The sequence below is a fragment of the Thermanaeromonas sp. DSM 22490 genome, from assembly GCF_056378755.1.
Window position 1 is genome coordinate 16,015 of record NZ_JBJHHE010000009.1, and the last position, 16,456, is coordinate 32,470.

Annotated in this window: 15 protein-coding genes; 3 read left to right on the forward strand and 12 right to left on the reverse strand. The window is 51.5% G+C overall.

The annotated features are described in order from the left end of the window. Positions 1-6: 6 nt before the first annotated feature. The 3 genes from AC1BI1_RS07485 to AC1BI1_RS07495 form a co-directional block, all read right to left on the reverse strand. Positions 7-1,050 (reverse strand): LacI family DNA-binding transcriptional regulator, encoded by a 1,044-nt coding sequence (locus tag AC1BI1_RS07485; RefSeq protein ID WP_476716668.1) that lies wholly within the window; start codon positions 1,048-1,050, stop codon positions 7-9. Between the two features lie 543 nt (positions 1,051-1,593). Then, on the reverse strand, positions 1,594-2,796 hold the full coding sequence (locus AC1BI1_RS07490) for a DUF401 family protein (protein WP_476716669.1): 1,203 nt from the start codon (positions 2,794-2,796) through the stop codon (positions 1,594-1,596). A 215-nt stretch (positions 2,797-3,011) separates the two neighbouring features. Next, on the reverse strand, positions 3,012-4,358 hold the full coding sequence (locus AC1BI1_RS07495) for an MFS transporter (RefSeq protein ID WP_476716670.1): 1,347 nt from the start codon (positions 4,356-4,358) through the stop codon (positions 3,012-3,014). A gap of 291 nt (positions 4,359-4,649) precedes the next feature. On the opposite strand from AC1BI1_RS07495, the gene AC1BI1_RS07500 reads away from it, so the two are divergent. After that, the gene (locus AC1BI1_RS07500) at positions 4,650-4,859 is read left to right on the forward strand and encodes a hypothetical protein (RefSeq protein ID WP_476716671.1); all 210 of its coding nucleotides are present in this window, start codon (positions 4,650-4,652) and stop codon (positions 4,857-4,859) included. Here AC1BI1_RS07500 and AC1BI1_RS07505 read toward each other — a convergent pair. From AC1BI1_RS07505 to cdaA, 9 genes are all read right to left on the reverse strand, one after another. After that, on the reverse strand, positions 4,856-5,131 hold the full coding sequence (locus AC1BI1_RS07505; protein ID WP_476716672.1) for a YqhV family protein: 276 nt from the start codon (positions 5,129-5,131) through the stop codon (positions 4,856-4,858). The two genes, AC1BI1_RS07500 and AC1BI1_RS07505, sit on opposite strands and share 4 nt — an antisense overlap. 177 nt (positions 5,132-5,308) lie before the next feature. Then, complete coding sequence (locus AC1BI1_RS07510; RefSeq protein ID WP_476716673.1) at positions 5,309-5,644, reverse strand: LysM peptidoglycan-binding domain-containing protein; 336 nt, start codon at positions 5,642-5,644, stop codon at positions 5,309-5,311. Between the two features lie 143 nt (positions 5,645-5,787). Further along, positions 5,788-6,954 carry a tRNA pseudouridine(13) synthase TruD gene (gene truD / locus AC1BI1_RS07515; protein WP_476716674.1) on the reverse strand — a complete coding sequence of 389 codons (1,167 nt, stop codon included), beginning with the start codon at positions 6,952-6,954 and terminating at the stop codon, positions 5,788-5,790. 195 nt (positions 6,955-7,149) lie between these two features. Beyond that, a complete protein-coding gene (locus AC1BI1_RS07520; RefSeq protein ID WP_476716675.1) occupies positions 7,150-9,138 on the reverse strand; it encodes a molybdopterin oxidoreductase family protein in 1,989 nt (662 codons plus the stop codon). 121 nt (positions 9,139-9,259) lie between these two features. Further along, positions 9,260-11,083, reverse strand: a complete 1,824-nt coding sequence (gene glmS, locus AC1BI1_RS07525; RefSeq protein WP_476716676.1) for a glutamine--fructose-6-phosphate transaminase (isomerizing) — start codon at positions 11,081-11,083, stop codon at positions 9,260-9,262. Positions 11,084-11,224: 141 nt separating this feature from the next. Then, positions 11,225-11,449: a hypothetical protein gene (locus tag AC1BI1_RS07530; protein WP_476716677.1), complete on the reverse strand. Its 225-nt coding sequence runs from the start codon at positions 11,447-11,449 to the stop codon at positions 11,225-11,227. A gap of 231 nt (positions 11,450-11,680) precedes the next feature. Further along, a complete protein-coding gene (gene glmM / locus AC1BI1_RS07535; RefSeq protein WP_476716678.1) occupies positions 11,681-13,018 on the reverse strand; it encodes a phosphoglucosamine mutase in 1,338 nt (445 codons plus the stop codon). A 31-nt stretch (positions 13,019-13,049) separates the two neighbouring features. After that, on the reverse strand, positions 13,050-13,973 hold the full coding sequence (locus tag AC1BI1_RS07540; RefSeq protein WP_476716679.1) for a CdaR family protein: 924 nt from the start codon (positions 13,971-13,973) through the stop codon (positions 13,050-13,052). Between the two features lie 3 nt (positions 13,974-13,976). Beyond that, a complete protein-coding gene (gene cdaA, locus AC1BI1_RS07545; protein ID WP_476716680.1) occupies positions 13,977-14,801 on the reverse strand; it encodes a diadenylate cyclase CdaA in 825 nt (274 codons plus the stop codon). Between the two features lie 159 nt (positions 14,802-14,960). Here cdaA and AC1BI1_RS07550 point away from each other — a divergent pair, with 159 nt between their 5' ends. Both AC1BI1_RS07550 and AC1BI1_RS07555 read left to right on the forward strand, forming a co-directional pair. Then, positions 14,961-15,689: a DUF881 domain-containing protein gene (locus AC1BI1_RS07550; protein WP_476716681.1), complete on the forward strand. Its 729-nt coding sequence runs from the start codon at positions 14,961-14,963 to the stop codon at positions 15,687-15,689. Positions 15,690-15,698: 9 nt separating this feature from the next. Beyond that, on the forward strand, positions 15,699-16,424 hold the full coding sequence (locus AC1BI1_RS07555) for a DUF881 domain-containing protein (protein ID WP_476716682.1): 726 nt from the start codon (positions 15,699-15,701) through the stop codon (positions 16,422-16,424). The last annotated feature ends 32 nt before the right edge of the window (positions 16,425-16,456 follow it).

The window sequence follows — 16,456 nt, forward strand, 5'->3', positions numbered from 1 at the left end:
CCTCCCTTATAAGGCCACCTTGTTCACGGTAACTTCACTAGATGCCTCTAACCTTCCCGGAGGCACAGATGAACCTCGAACTACCAGTTCGGGTTTCAAGCGGTACATCTGGGGAAAATCGCTATTATCTCCACTAACTCGCTTATATATCAAATGCGCAGCTGTCTTACCTATTTCCTCCATGGGTTGCACCACTACCGTCAAAGGCGGGGTGGCAATTCTATATAGCTCCATATCGTCAAAAGCCACGATAGCCAGATCTTCTGGTACTCTAATCCCTAGTTCGCTTATAGCTAACATGGCCCCCATGGTCATGTAACAGTTGGCAATGAATACCGCCTGGGGAGGATGAGGTAAAGCCATCAACTCTTTTATTAAAATATAGCCGCTTTGGCTGGAGAAATCTCCTGTACGGATAAGCTCTTCTGCTATAGGCAGATTATAATCTTCAAAGACTCGTAAGTAACCGCGGTATCTCTCTTCTCCAGTGGTCACTTCTAACCGCCCATTTATAACCCCGATACGCCGATAACCCATAGTTACCAGATGCTCTACCGCCTGGTAAGCCCCATTAACGTTATCAACCAAGACGCAATCCACTTGCATGTCTTTTACTAATCGGTCGACCAAGACCACAGGGATACCCTTTTTCTGCGCTTCAAGCAGATGCTCTGAAGAACTGCTAGTAGGGACCACCAAGAGGCCATCCACTTGCCTTTCCACCAGCATCTGTACCCGCTCTATTTCTCGGCTCAAATCCTCATTGCTGTTACATACGATCAAGCTATATCCGTAGCTGTTCAATATCTCCTCTACAGCCTCCGCTACCCGCATAAAGAAGGAACCAAAATCTGGGACTACAAAGCCTATAATCTGGGTTTTCTGCGTTTTAAGGCTACGGGCTACCAGATTGGGCCTGTATCCCAAAGCTTCGATAGCAGCCAGCACCTTTTCCTTTGTTTCCTGTTTTACTCGTTCACCATTTAAGACGCGCGAAACAGTAGCCGTCGATACACCCGCCCTTGCTGCCACGTCCTTTATTGTTGCCATCTTTAGTTTCCCTTTCACAGTTTTCCTTGTTAATTTCTTAATTCGTAATTATTGTTAATACTTGGTCTAGCTCATTAAACGTTATCTCATTGTTAGCGTATAGTTTATGTAATCGTTTACTTAATTAACATATATTCGAGCCTCCCTTTAAAATTCCTGCTGGGGTAAACAAAAATTTTTTTAGGGTGAATGCCATGTATATATTTCCATGTAAATGCAATCAATCCTTTTCTTCCCATATACTTTATGGTAACGTTTACACTGACTATAGCCACGGAAAACTGGAGTATAGCAAATTAACAGCAACCCCACCCCAAAGGTAATAGCCTACTCCCTAGCCTTCCCTCTATAAGGCTACACCTGCACCATGGTTCTAACTTTTCACTCCCCTTATGCGGCATAAAAGCCATGGTCTTATTAAATTATATTTCACTCCACTTGCCGGACCCTCTCCACTTCCTCTCCGCTTCCACTCCGCTTTCTGAACATATGAGTCATAAAACATAGTTAAACACAGCACCGCGCCCCCTACTGCCCCAGGCTTTACCGCAAAAGATAAGCTACCAGGGCTACCGCCATCAGGACCGCCTCAGGGCCGACTAACATACGCAGAACCTTACGCAAATCCGCTTTAAAAAAGTCCACCGTTAACGCCAGGCAAAGATGGAGAGGGGTTAATATGGTGCCAGTAAAACCGGAGATGAAAACAAACACCACCAAGGGGAGGCTCAACTGGTCGCCCAGGCTGACGGCAATAAGGGGGAAGGCAATGCCCACAAAGGCAGCCATGAGCCCCGTCAACATGCCAACTAAGAAGCTCAACAAGCCGAAAACCAGGAAATCGGGCACTGGCAGTCTGGCCAGCAAAGGGGTTAAACCTTCAACCGCCCGCGTGTCCTCTAGTACCTGCTTAAAGACCATAATCCCCCAGACCAACACCAGGGTCTTCAGGGAAATGGCTTCCCGGCAAAGGTGCCACAGTCTAGCAGGGGTGTAGCGGTGATATATTAGTAGTACGACCAGTACCGCTCCTACTGCTAGTCCCACTTCTATTTGGGTTACTAGCACCAGCCCCAATACCGCCAGGACAGGCAGGGTACCGAGGAAAAGTTCCCTGGCCATGGCCCGCCGGTCCATGAACGCCTCGCCTTCTTCCTTTAGGGGAGGAACCCGCCGCAGAGTGGGCAACCCTAGAAGGATGACCAAGAGCCCATAAGGAGCTAAGGAAGTGATCAACCGGGGTAAGGGCTGGCCGCTCAGGCGCGAGGCCAGCAATACTCCCGGGTAGAGGGGCAGGAAGTATTCCCAGATATGCCGGTAGTAGTAATTCACAAAGCTTTTTTGTTCGGCAGTAATCCGGTTGCTGGCTGCCGCTTGCCCTACCAGGGGGGCGGAAAAGAGGGCACCGCCAGCCGAAGGCATCAATCCTATAAAAGCAGGTATCAAGGCCATGACTATCCGGCCGTCACGGAACAGCCCCTGCAAACCCCGGAGCATCCTCTGGAGATAACCTTCCTGGCCCAAGAAATGTTCCAGGATCATGATTAAGGTCAAAATGATCACCAGTTCCCAAGTAGTAGGGCTTTGGGTGGCTCGCCAGACCATCCCTAAAAAAGACCCTGGGCTCGTGCGGTAAAGGGCGGCCAGGAGGATAGAACCACCCAACATTACCGGCCCCAAAGGAGCTCGTCGTATCAAAAGCACCATAATAAATATGAATACCAGCAATAACTTAAGACCTTCCAAGAATTCTCCCTTCTTTACTGCCGTAATAGTTTTTCTCCCTTGGGTATACCTCCAGCTCTTTATAATACCACAAAAAGCGTTAAGCTGTTACTTGATTTTTGGCCCTAATAATAAATAAAACCCCGATCTGGATTTCTCGGGGTTTATAATGTTTAGCCCAACGGCATCCGAGACAATAGTCGTGACAGATCTACAGCCAGATTGACACTGCAGGGCTATGTCCGCGCCAGCTCTTCCAAAGTCTTGCCCTTAGTTTCAATGCCCAGTAAAAGCATCCCGAGAGCTGTGAAAATAAAAACTCCTGCAATGAGGGTAAAAACTAACGGATAAGCTGCTGCTTGTCCTACAGAAGCTATAATTTTACCAACAGCCATGGGGGCAATTATAGCCCCCATCCGGCCGCAAAAAGAAGCCCAGCCCGAGCCGGTAGCCCGCACAGCCGTCGGGTACATCTCCGGAGTATACGCGTAAAGGACACCCCACGCCCCCAGGTTAAAGAAGTAAATGGCTGAACCCCAGAGGATTATCTGGCTAATGGTGGTAGAAAGGGAAAACATGTAGGCTGCTATACCGCTTAGTAGCAGATAAGAGGTCAGCGTATACTTCCGGCCGATCTTTTCTACCAAGTACGCCGCGCTAAAATAGCCTGGTATTTGCGCTATGGTCATAATTAAAACATACTCGAAACTCTTAACAATAGTAAAGCCTTTGCCTTCCATGAGAGTAGGCAGCCAGATAACAATCCCATAATAGGCAACATTAAGTCCAAACCATAAAATCCAGAGGCAGAGGGTGCGTCGCAAGTAGAGGCGGGACCAGAGATCGAAAACATTAATCTTAATGGTAGCTTCCTTAAAGTCTCGACCAGTTTCCGGAGATACTTGGGTTGGAGTAAAAGCCGCTCCGCAAGCTTTCGCCACCCTGACCACTATCGCTTCTGCTTCGGCCAGGCGTCCCTTTTTCTCCAAATACCGGGGGGACTCAGGCAACAGGCTCCGCAAGACCGCAGAATAAAGTGCCGGCAAGCTCCCGATAAAGAAAGCCGCGCGCCAGCCCCATCGAGGTACAACCAAATATCCGATAAGTGCAGCTGCAATCCAACCGAAAGCCCAAAAACTCTCCAACAGCACTGTCATGCGCCCCCTATGGGCTGCTGGGGAAAACTCGCTCATAAGGGTAAAAGCAACAGGTATCTCCGCGCCTAAACCTAACCCAATAATAAAGCGCATAAGCATAAGCATAGTATAATCAGTAGCCAGGCCCGCCAGGAAAGTGGCCACTCCATAGACAATTAGGGTATAAGTAAATACCCTCTTGCGCCCCCACAAATCGCCCAAAGTGCCCCCTACCACAGCACCCAGGCCCATCCCTAACATGCCTATACTTCCCAAGGCCCCGAGCTGGGTGGGTGTCAGCTGCCATTGTTTGCCCACTGCCGGCAAAACAAAGGCTATCAACCCCACATCCATAGCATCAAACATCCACCCCAGGCCAGCTACAATAAGGAGCTTGTAATGGAAATAACTTAGCGGTAGCCGCTCCAACCGGGCAACAATACTCACCGAACCCTACCCCCTTTAAACAAGCCACCTTTGGAAGTATTAATTTGATGATACCACAAAAAGGTAGCTCTATATACGATTTTAGCGACCGCTCGCGAGGAATACAAATTAGCTAAGGTGACCGAACTTGGGCTCAATCTTTTTAGGAATATTTCCTTTTGTTTAGGTAATCATAAACCAAGGATAAAGCTTCTCCGGCAGCGCTAAGAATAGACTACTTCTCGGTCCCGCAGAACTGCAGGACTTAAGTAAACCTCAGGATCGTCGGAGAGATGAGAGGGGAAGTAAGCAATGTCTAACAAATCAAGTCCTGGCCGATCGGACAGGGAAGGCTTGCCTTTATGGTGGTTATTAATCTATATTAGCATGGCTTTAGCCATTAGCTTCCTTTATTACCAGAATCCCGGCCTGTGGCAGTTGATGGAGAGGGCACTGAGATGGCTGGAATGGGCAAAAGCCGTACTAGCTCAAAATGCTATTTTAAGGCTTTGTAGCCTCTAACGTTTAACCCCATAAAAAATTAGACCTACCCCCAGAATAATGGTCAGCATCTTACTCAGGGGAATTTTGCCGGCTAAACCCCAGAGGCCTAAGGCCATCACCGTCAACATAATCGTCGGGCCGACTAAAGCCAGGGTGGCGTTTATTTTTAAAGCTGCTTCCACCCGGTTTAATTTTAACATAAGGATGGCCGCTGTTAATTCTATCAAGCTGGACAATATGCGCACTGCCGCCATGGCCAGCACATGTTTGTCTGACAAAAAAAACCACATGGCATGTATTCCCCCTGTGTTGTATGTACCCCCTGTAGAAATAAAAGAAACCTCCCAAGGAAGTTTATGACAAAATAAGGGGACCTATGAAAAATACCCGCGTTCATCACGCGGGCTGGCTGCGGCATTCCGGGCTGAAAGATGGCCCAATCCTTAGGGTTACAAGCTTCTATCTTATCAGGGCAAGCAGATATTCTGCCCAATTTGTAAATTATGGGGATCCACGTGGGGGTTAAGCTCCATCAACCGCTCCACCGTAGTACCTACTGCCTGGGCGATAGTAAATAAAGTATCGCCAGGGCCTACCTGCCAGAAGATGCCTGAAGGGCATGGCCTCTCTGGGGGTAAACATAAGAGTTGCCCCACCTGAAGGTTATATGGATCTACCCCCGGATTTAGGCGTAGTAGCTCTTCCACCGTTGTTCCTATACGCAAGGCGATTAAATAAAAGGTATCTCCTGCTTTAACACGCCAGTAACGCCCCGAGGGACATGGGGGTTTCAAGTTATCCATAATTGTCCCCTCCTGCGAATGATTTTCAGAATTATTCCATCGTTGTAGTTTATGATAGAGATACCCTCCTTGCGCCACCTTTGAAGGCAAGAGCCACAATCAGTGAGGTTGCCACACCCTCAAAGTTAAGCAACAGAAAAGTTCTAGCTGGGCGGCATGGTTAACCTCTTGATAAGCATTGTTCCGTAGCTTCCCCGTGGTAGCCGGAAGGAAAGGCGGATTTTCTGCTTCCCGGGATAAAGTTCATCAGGTTCCACCGGATCCAGGCGGAAGTCGTCGGGAAAGACTACGGCATCCCGCGGAGTTGACCTGAAAAAAGCCTGGCGCAACTTGCGCAGATTAAAATCGCTGCGCTTGAGGCCCCTCTCCTCCAGAATCGCCGCAAAGAGCTGCTCACTCCGGGAATCGACGAAGGTCATGCGGCTGGCGGCCAGCGGTAATACAAGGGACTTGAGGTAGTTCAGTTCCTTCCTCTCCAGGCGCCGGTAAAAAAGATACGGTCCGGCCACTCCGGGAACGGCCACCAGGTCCAGCCGGAGATCTAAAAGGATCTTTCTCAGGAGTTCATTCCAGAGAAAACTCTGATAGGCCGCAAAAAACAGGGAAAGCTCTTCTCCGGGAATTAGCTTTAGGGCTTCGACATACGCCTTCGGTTTTTGTGTGAGCAAAGTAAATATCTTTTTTTCCATGCTGGTCTTCGCCGCAAAGAGACAAGTAGCCCAGTCTTCCCAGTGTTCGCGGAAAAAGCGTTTCCTATCCTTAGCCTGTCTCGATTCTTCTGGATAGATGGCGGTAAGGTAGATCTCCAGGCTACCTTTGTAGTGCCCCTTGAGCAACCTTTCGGCGATGAAGCCCCTCTCGCGGTCCATACTACCGAAGCGCTGGTCATCGAAGTAATTGGGATAGCCAAACCCTCTGACTTCATCAGCTCGACGACAGATGCGGGATACCTCTTCCCCCTCGAGGGAGCGTATGGTGATAGTGAAAGCGTTTCCTTCCAAGAGGTCCGGCCCCATGGGCCTGTCCAGATAGCCAATACTCCGCAGGGAAAAATTTCGGCCCTCGCTGGTCAAATCAGCGGCATGCCTTACAGTAATGTACTGGAAGGTATGGGCATGCCTATCCTTTTTCCCACCGTAGGCGAAGAGGCGATAGGGAACACCATGCGTCCTGGCAATACGCATCAATAAATCGACAGTGTTCCACCCCTGCTTCTCCAAAAGGTATAAACGGTAAGGCCCCTTTTCCCGGATGGGCAGGCGGGCCAACTCCCTCACCACGAAATCCTCAGGAGTTACCTTCAATTTCATCGTCCGCTACATCCTTTCCCGCTACTTACTCCTCTCTAGTATGTACCATAATCTGCGCGTCCCTAAAAGGGTCGGTCATGGCTATTGCGTTCATAAAGAACATAACGGGCGAGGACCCCTTCTGATCCTCGCCCTTTTTATTTCTAATCAACTGGCCGGCAAAATATAACATAAAAATAGAGTAACGGTGGTTGATTATAACGGCCGGATATCTACCCGGTGGCCATAAAAGGTACTACCCCCACCCAGGTCGGTTAAATCGTCCCCAACGACGCTGTTAATGTTACGGCAGCCTGGGGAATGCTGGCACCACCAGACACCGGGAACTACAGCAATACCCGGGGGAACAGCGCTGCTGGCCCGCACTTTAAGGAGACAGGAGCCGCGCTGGTTGTAAACTTCAGCCAGGGCGCCCTCCACCAGGCCCTTTTTACGGCAGTCATCCGGGTTGATGAGAACCTGAGGGCCGCCTTCCCGTTCCCGGAGGGAAGCCAGCTGCCCGAAATTGGAGTTAAGGGCATAATGGGCCGGGGCGGTGATGAGGTAAAAAGGATAAAGGCCGGCCAGGTCAGTATCGCCGGGCGGCTCGTAGCCGGGGAGTTGAGCACCGGCAGCCATAAGTTCGATTTTCCCTGAAGGGGTGGCAAATCCCGGCGCCGGTTTTAATTTGACCGCCTTGCCGGCTGCCAGGGCTTCCCGGTCTGCCTGTTTCAGGGGAATCTCCCGGAGTAGAAGCTCGACCATATCCACCTCGGAACGCTGGAATATATCTTCGCTAAAGCCCAGGGTTTGAGCCAGGAGGCAAAAGGTCTGCCAGTTGCTCTTCGCCTGCCCCGGGGGTGGTAGTATTGCCGGGCTGCGCTGGAGGTAATACTGGCCGTAACTGCGGTACAGATCTTCTTGCTCTACAGAAAAGGTGGCTGGCAAGATGATGTCGGCGTAGAGGGCCGTATCCGTCAGGAAGCGCTCGTGCACTACTGTAAAGAGATCCTCCCGCCTTAAGCCCGCCAGGACGCGGTTCTGATCGGGAGCTACTGTGGCCGGATTGCCGTGGTAGACATAAAGACTCATCACGGGTGGATCTAGTGCCTCAGTTAAAGCCCGGCCCAGCTGGACCATATTTATCGCCCGTACTGGCCGCTTTCGCAGATCCGGCCGGGTCAGGACATCCAGCTTAAAAGCATTGCCGGTACCGGAGCTTTGCAAAGCTCCACCACCATATTTACAGTAGGCTCCCACCAGGGCCGGGAGGGAAACGATAAGCCGTACGGCCATACCACCCTGGCGGTGGCGGGAAAAGCCATAGCCGATGCGGATAAAAGGCGCCCTGGCGCGGCCGTAGGCCCGGGCCAGGTTAATTATCCTTTCGGCCGGTACCCCGGTAAGGGCGGCAACCCGCTCCGGGCTATAACCCGGAAGCACTTTAGTACAGAACTCTTCATAGCCGGAAACATGAGCGGCAATAAAGCCAGCATCGACCAGTCCTTCCGCTACCAGCACCTGCATGACACCTAAAGCCAGGGCGGCATCGCTGCCGGGCCGGACCAGGATGACCTCATCGGCCAGGGCAGCAGTCCGGGTACGGTACGCATCGATAACAATTAACCTGGCCCCCTTCCGCCGGGCCTGCTGGACCAGAGAAAAGAAATGGACGCTGGTAGAGGCTGGGTTCATGCCCCAGATGATTACCAGGTCCGCGTCCACAACCGTCTCCGGGTCGGTACCCCAGGTCTGGCCCAAAACCTGCTGCCAGCCGGCCTCGGCTGCCGGTGAGCAGATAGTCCGCTGGAGTTCCGTAGCTCCCAGGCGATGGAAAAAAGCATGGCCGGCATTGCGCTGGAGTAATCCCATGACGCCGGCATAGGAATAGGGGAGAATGGCTTCCGCGCCATAGGTAGCTATTATTTCCTGCCAGCGACTGGCGATGGTCTCCAGGGCTTCCGCCCAGGAAATGGGTGTAAAAAGTCCGCTACCTTTGGGGCCGCTACGCTTTAAGGGCGTCAGAATTCGTTCCGGGGAGTGAATAAGCTCGGGGTAATGGCGCATTTTGGTGCAGATAAAACCCCTCGTATAGGGGTGCTCTGGGTCCCCGCTGACTTTAGTCACCCGGCCTTGGTTTACTTCAATGAGCAAGCCACAGGTATCGGGGCAGTCGAGGGGACAGACGGAACGATAGGTAGCCATATCCAAAACCTGCCTTAATTTGCTCGAATGTTATGTTCGACTTCCCAGAGTATCTCTTTAATGGCTACAACCCCGAGGCAGCCTATCCATAGAAACATCTATCTTCAGTAAACGTTTCCCCTTACTCCACGGTTACGCTTTTGGCCAAATTTCGAGGTTTATCCACCGAGCATCCCCGGGCAACTGCTACATGGTAAGCCAGTAACTGCAAGGGCACAACAGATAACAAGGGTGTTAAGAGCTGGTGGATGCGCGGCAAATAAAGGACGCAGTCGGCTTCCGCTGCCACGGCTTCATTGCCTTCCAGGGCTAAAGCCAACACCCAGGCACCTCTGGCTTTGACTTCCTTAATGTTGCTAAGCATTTTTTCTGCTAAATCTTCCTGGGTAGCCAGGGCTATCACCGGCGTCCCGTCTTCAATAAGGGCTAAGGGGCCGTGCTTGAGTTCTCCTGCCGGGCAGGCTTCTGCATGCAGATAGGAAATTTCCTTTAGTTTCAAAGCTCCCTCCAGGGCCACAGCGTAATCCAGACCCCGGCCGATGAAAAAGGCGTGCTCACGGGGCGCTATCTGGGCAGCTAACTCTTTGATGCGGTCTTCTAACTTAAGCACCTGCTCCACCTTAGAGGGAGCAGCAGCCAGTTCCCGGGTCAGTTCTGGGGCCCAGTGAGCTTCCCCGCGGGCCTGGCCCAGGTAAAGGGCCAGAAGGTACAGAGCCGCCAGCTGGGTAAGGTAAGCCTTGGTAGAGGCTACGGCGATTTCCGGGCCCGCCCAGGTATAGAGCACATCATCAGCTTCCCGCGCTACAGAGCTGCCCACTACATTGGTAATGGCCAGGACGCGGGCTCTCAGCTTTTTGGCCTCCCTTAAACCGGCCAGGGTATCCGCCGTCTCCCCGGACTGGCTGATAACCAGTCCTAGTGTTCTCTCATTTAAGATAGGCTCCCGGTAGCGGAACTCAGAGGCTACGTCAAATTCCACCGGCAGGCGCAGCAACTTTTCCCATACATATTTGCCTGCCATCCCGGCATAAGAAGCTGTGCCGCAGGCGATCAGGGCTACCTTCTGCAGATTCTTAGCTTCTTCAGGTGTAAGATTTACACCTTCTAACTTCACCTGGCCGCTAATAACATCCAGCCGGCCGGCCAGAGTATCCTGCAGGGCCCGGGGCTGCTCATGGATCTCCTTGAGCATGAAATGGGCATATCCGCCCTTTTCGGCTGCTTCCAGGTCCCAGGTAACATGAAAAACTCGTTTTTCCTTAAGGCTGCCATTGGCTCCCATAACGGTAGGGCCGGCAGGATTAAGGTACACAACTTCACCATTGTCCAAAATATAGGTATTCCTGGTATAGGGCAGCAGGGCTGGGATATCGGAAGCCAGAAAAGTCTCTTTCTCTCCCAGTCCCACGATCAGGGGGCTATCATGTCGGGCACCCACTATCTCCTGGGGATGATCCTTGGCGATAACTGCCAGGGCGTAGGACCCTTTTACTTTAGGCAATATGGACAATAGGGCCTTAAGCAAATCGCCCCGGTAATAGTGCTCTATAAGGTGGGACAACACTTCGGTATCCGTTTCCGAAATAAACCTATGTCCTTCAGCGGTCAACCACTGCCGCAACTCCTGATAGTTTTCAATAATACCATTATGCACTACGGCAAATTGGCCACTGCAATCCAGATGGGGATGGGCATTAATATCATTAGGGCGACCATGAGTAGCCCAGCGGGTGTGGCCAATACCCAACCGTGCCGCATCCAGGTGCCCGTTTAAGCGTGCCTTGAGTTCCGTCAATCTACCTGCGCTCTTGGCAACCTTTAGGCCGGTAGCATCTACCACAGCTATACCTGCCGAATCATATCCCCGATATTCCAATCTCTCCAATCCCTGCAGTAGTACCGGCACTGCCTGGCGGTAACCCATATATCCTACAATGCCGCACATACGAGGGTTCCCTCCCTCTCCCTTAGAAATTTTCATCACTAGCTTATCTGTCGGAAGCTGTACAAGACCACCAAGGGAGAGAGATTGAAGGTCACCCGGCGCCCTTTGTCCCCGGGATTGCTCCCGGGTTTTGTAGCGCCTTTAACGGTCGTAACCAACCGAGGGGCACCCGCCGAAAACCTCGATTAACCCCTTCCTCGTCAACCACCAGCCTTCCTGGCGTATCTCCAGCTTTGCTTCTAGGCCTGCTTGGCTTGCGCTCGCTCCAGAAACCTTCGCGGGCCAAACTAGTGCTTGGCTCAAGGCTCCGGCAGGCTTCCCGGCAAATTCGGCATCCTGCCTCAGTTGCCGGCCTCGGGCATCCATGCCCTCGGGCCTTTCTTAAGCCTTTCGCCAAGCTTAAGTTTGGCTACCGCGAAAGTTTGCTCGCTCGCTTCCAAGCCTAAACAGGCCTTCCCACCAAAACTGAAAATAACTCAGCCGGCCTTCCTCAAGGCAATATAGACGGCTGGTGGTCCAGGCGCTTGACTAATTTAAGCTTCTTAATCTCTCCCCCTGCTTAAACAGACGGCTTTTCTCCCTCTACCACCACCTTTCTTAACTCAGCCTGCGGGCAGCTTTTTCTAACCGGCTCAAAATCTCCTTTAACTCCTCTTCATCCGGCCCTTCTACCATCAGGCGCAAGATAGGCTCCGTACCCGAAGGGCGCACCAGGACACGACCCCGCTTACCCAGCTGATCCCTGGCTGCTGCTACTTCCGCCAGCAAGACTGGGTCCGCCATGGCCTGCTCTTTATCCTGCACAGGAACATTCACCAGGAGCTGGGGTAACCGCGGCATAACAGCGGCTAACTCTTTCAGGGGCTTGCCTGTAGCCATTATTACTTGCAGAAGCTGTACACCGGTGATGAGGCCATCCCCGGTGGTATTATGCTCCAGAAGGATAATGTGGCCCGACTGTTCCCCGCCCAGGACGGCACCTGTGCGCAGCATTTCCTCCAGCACGTAACGGTCCCCTACCTGGGTCTGGTGCACTATAAGGCCTGCTGCTGTTAACACCTGGTGCAGACCATAATTGCTCATGACGGTGACGACTACCCGGCCTCCGGGCAACCCACCCTGTTCTTGGCGGTAGAGGGCCAGGATGGCCATAATGGCATCGCCGTCCACTACCTGCCCTTCGCCATCTACAGCTATAACCCGGTCGGCATCGCCGTCAAAAGCTAAGCCGACATCAGCTTTAAACTTTCGCACTGCCTCTGCCAGACCTTGGGGGCAAGTAGATCCGCAGCCCACATTAATATTAGTCCCATCCGGACTATTGTTCAAGACCAAAACTTCTGCTCCCAGACGCCTGAATACAGCCGGCGCTACCTCGTAAGCAGCCCCATGGGCCACATCCAGTACTACTTTAAGGCCGTTTAAACCTCTGGTAGCGGTAGAACACACATAGGCTACATACTTTTCAGCTGCTTCAGGAACTTCCCCTACCCTCCCTAAAGCTGCGCCGGTAGGCCGGGGGAGATCATCGGTTTCCTTAAACACCAGTCTTTCAATCTCTTCCTCCACCGGGTCGGGTAATTTTAAGCCTTTGGAGCTGAAAAATTTTATGCCGTTGTCGGCCACCGGGTTATGTGATGCAGAAATCACCACTCCAGCATCAGCCCCCAGACCGGGCGTAAGCCAGGCTACAGCCGGCGTCGGCATTATACCTACTTTTAAAACGTCTCCTCCTACAGAGCAAATCCCTGCTATGAGGGCTGCTTCCAGCATGTCCCCTGAAATCCTGGTATCCCGCCCCACTACTACTCGTACCCGGCTGTTACCGCCGGCCAGGACAGCGGCTCCGCAGCGCCCCAGTCTAAAGGCCAACTCCGGGGTCAATACTTCATTGGCCACGCCCCGGACTCCATCAGTGCCAAATAATTTCCCCATGTTCTTATCCTCACCCTTCTTTACCTAAGCTTCAGGCCGGCCCTATCTCTACTATTACCCGCACCCGCGGGAAACTGCTGAGCTGTATACCCTGGGGAATTTCCAGGTTGCTCTCCACTATAATATTCTTGCGGGCCCCACCGATGTTAATGGGAGTGGTGTTTAGGTAGTCTAAATTAGCCAGCAGATTATAGGGAGCAAAAACTTCTATTACTTCAGGCTCTAAAATAACCCTTTTAATCTGATATCCAGGAGCCGGCTCACCTACCAGACGCGGTCGGACTGTTACCAGTTTATCAGGCATATCCTGTATTACGGGTACAAAGACTTCCACACTATTAGGTGTTACCGTAAGCCACCGGCTTAAGGATCGCCCTTCCCGGTCTACTATTTTAACCGGCAACTGAGCCAGATAATTTCCCCGGGCCTGATCCAGGTTCACCTCCACATAGACCTTACCAATATCTTTTAACATATCTTCGGGACCGGAAACAACTACCTGGGAAGGCTTAAAAACCGGATCTAAGGCGCGATAACCACCGGCCGGCGTACCGGTAAGGTTGGCCTGGACAGGAAGCTGAAGATCCTTAACTTGTTCCACTTTTACGTTAACCTGAGGCGGGTTGACCCGCACCAAGGCCACTCCGTCAGGAAGGCTCACCTGTACCGGCAAGGTGTTTTCCCCAATCCTGGCGGCCCTTAAGTCCACATAAGCTTTGATATCCTTGGGGAGCAAATTGTTGATTAACCCTTTACGTCCCTCTACCCTTACTTGAACTTCCGCTGGTAAGTTGGCCACCACCAGACCTTCCCCCAAATTCTCGCTTTCCAGGGGAATGCGTACCACATACTCGGTATTGGGGTTCTGTTCGGAAGTCACGTATAACCAAAGAATGATGGCTAGAATGATGGCCAGCAAGCGGTAACCCAGGTTTTCCCGCCAATTATTTAGCATCGGTTAAGACCTCCAGGGCCAAAAGAAGCTGGTATGATTAGACTGGGGTAACAGCAAACTCTGGAGCAGCTCCCGCAAGTTTTTCTCGTCTAAGAAACGGGTTAATTTACCCCCCTCGGCCACCGAGACCGCACCAGTTTCTTCGGAAACTACAATTACCACCGCATCGGAAATCTCACTAATGCCTAACGCAGCCCTGTGCCGGGTTCCCAATTGTTTGCTAAGGTAGGGGCTGTCCGAAAGGGGTAGAAAACAACCTGCTGCCACCACCCTGTCCCCCCTGATTATGGCTGCTCCGTCGTGAAAGGGTGTAAGGGGTACGAAGAGATTGATCAACAGCTCAGCTGAGACCAGGGCGTCCACGCGAATTCCGGTTTCTATATAATCGTTAAGGCCGGTTTCCCGTTCTACAACTATAAGGGCTCCGGTTTTTCCCTTGGCCAGTACCTGAACTGCCCGCACCAGCTCATTAATCACCCGGGCCATATCCTCGGTACCCAAGAGGGTAAAGGGCCGGGCAAAAAATTTACCCCGGCCAAGCTGTTCCAGGGCGCGCCGCAGTTCGGGTTGAAACACTACGGGTAGAGCCACCACAATTACCAGGCGTAACTGGCTTAAGAGCCAGTTGATGGTAGTAAGTTGTAATTTCTCTGCTATTACTGAGGCTACCACCAGCATAGCCAGCCCTTTAAGTAACTGCACTGCCCTGGTCCCTTTAATGAGCAAAAGAAACCTATATATTACATAAGAAACTATGGCAATATCTATAATTAAGCGCAATACATCTATAAAATTTAGCTCTGCTAAGCGCCACCAAAGGCCCGCCAAATCATCCACCCCGTTATTTACCAGTGCTTTTAGTATATGGAGGTCAGGTCACTTCATTCGACAGCCACTTTAAAAATCCCTTCTTTTTGGTTCTTCCCGTTTTTGCTAGTTGCAGTAAAGTCCCCTCTGGGCTAGAATAACCATAAGGGGGCGTTTGCTTTGAGACGCTTTTATACTTCTCTGGTTTTCGTTTGTTTCCTATCAGGATTACTCGTAGCCTGGCAGTTTCGCACTAACCTGGCCAGCTCTGAACAAATCAAAAAAGACACCAGCCTTATAGATGTCATCCAGGCACTGGATAAAGAGAATACTTCCCTCCAGGAACAGATAGCCTCTTTACGCCAAAAGCTAGAGGAAGCCCAGAAGCAGCAGACGCAGTACCAGGGTCAGCTGACGGAGATACAACAACAAATAGACGAGCTAAAAGTGCTCGCAGGCCTGGTACCCCTTGCTGGTCCAGGTATAGTTATAACTCTGGATGATAATAATGCCGGCGCCCAGGTAGCCAAGACTAGTTCTCCTGCCACTTATAAACCTGAGGATTACATTATTCATGATAAACACATTCTTTACCTGGTAAATGAATTAAAAGCGGCCGGAGCCGAAGGCATAGCTGTGAACGGAGAGCGCCTGATCACCGGCTCCCATATTCGTTGTGTAGGCACAGTTATCCTGGTCAACTCCACCCGCCTCGCTCCGCCCTATGAGATCCAGGCCGTGGGGGACCCGGATAGATTAGAAGCCGCTGTTCTACAAGCTCCAGACTTTGTTGACCTCAAAAACCGGGATTTCCCGGTTAAAGTGGTCAAAGTTACCCGGCTAGTTCTACCGGCCTACAAAGGCGGCCTGCCCGTGGAACATGTGCGACCGCTGGTCGCAGGGAGGTAAGCCAGATTTATGCTAAACAATAAGCGCTGGTGGCAAGTTTGCCTCACCCTAGTCTTACTAGCTCTGGGCTTACTGCTTTCCTTACAATTTCGAACCCAGCGGTTACTCGCCAGTTCCTTGGAATTTCAAAAAACAGAGGATCTAGTAGCCATGTGGAAGAATTTGAGTGCCAAGAGGACTCAACTACAACATGAGGTAGCGGAATTGGAGGAACAGTTACGCGCCCTGACGACCGGTTCAGGCGAAAGCGATAAAGCCCGGGCAGCGTTGGAAAAAGAGCTTATGCGCTTGAAAAATCACCTGGGCCTTGCTCCTGTAAAAGGACCAGGAATTACGGTGACCTTTACGGGAGATGCCCCTCTTCTCTCTATGGATCTTGTAGACCTGATTAACGAACTGTGGGTATCAGGGGCTGAGGCTATTGCCATCAATGACCTTCGCGTCACGGCCTTTACCTTTATCGGCGATAAAGAAGAAGGCCGTAACCTCTACCTCACTGTCAACGGCCAGAAATTGCTTTATCCTATAGTCGTTAAAGCCATCGGCGATCCCAACACTTTAGAGAAAGGTTTAACCTTTGTAGGTGGGTTAATAGATAACCTAACCACCCTTTTTAACATCCACCCCAACATTAAGAAGCACCAGGAGCTTGAGCTGCCGGCAGCTGCTCTTATAAACTATAAGTATGCTCGCCCCGCCAAAGAGGAACCTCCGGCCAAACAGCAGCCCAGGTAAAAGTCTGCCCTTCAACCTTGCTTGGCTCAAAA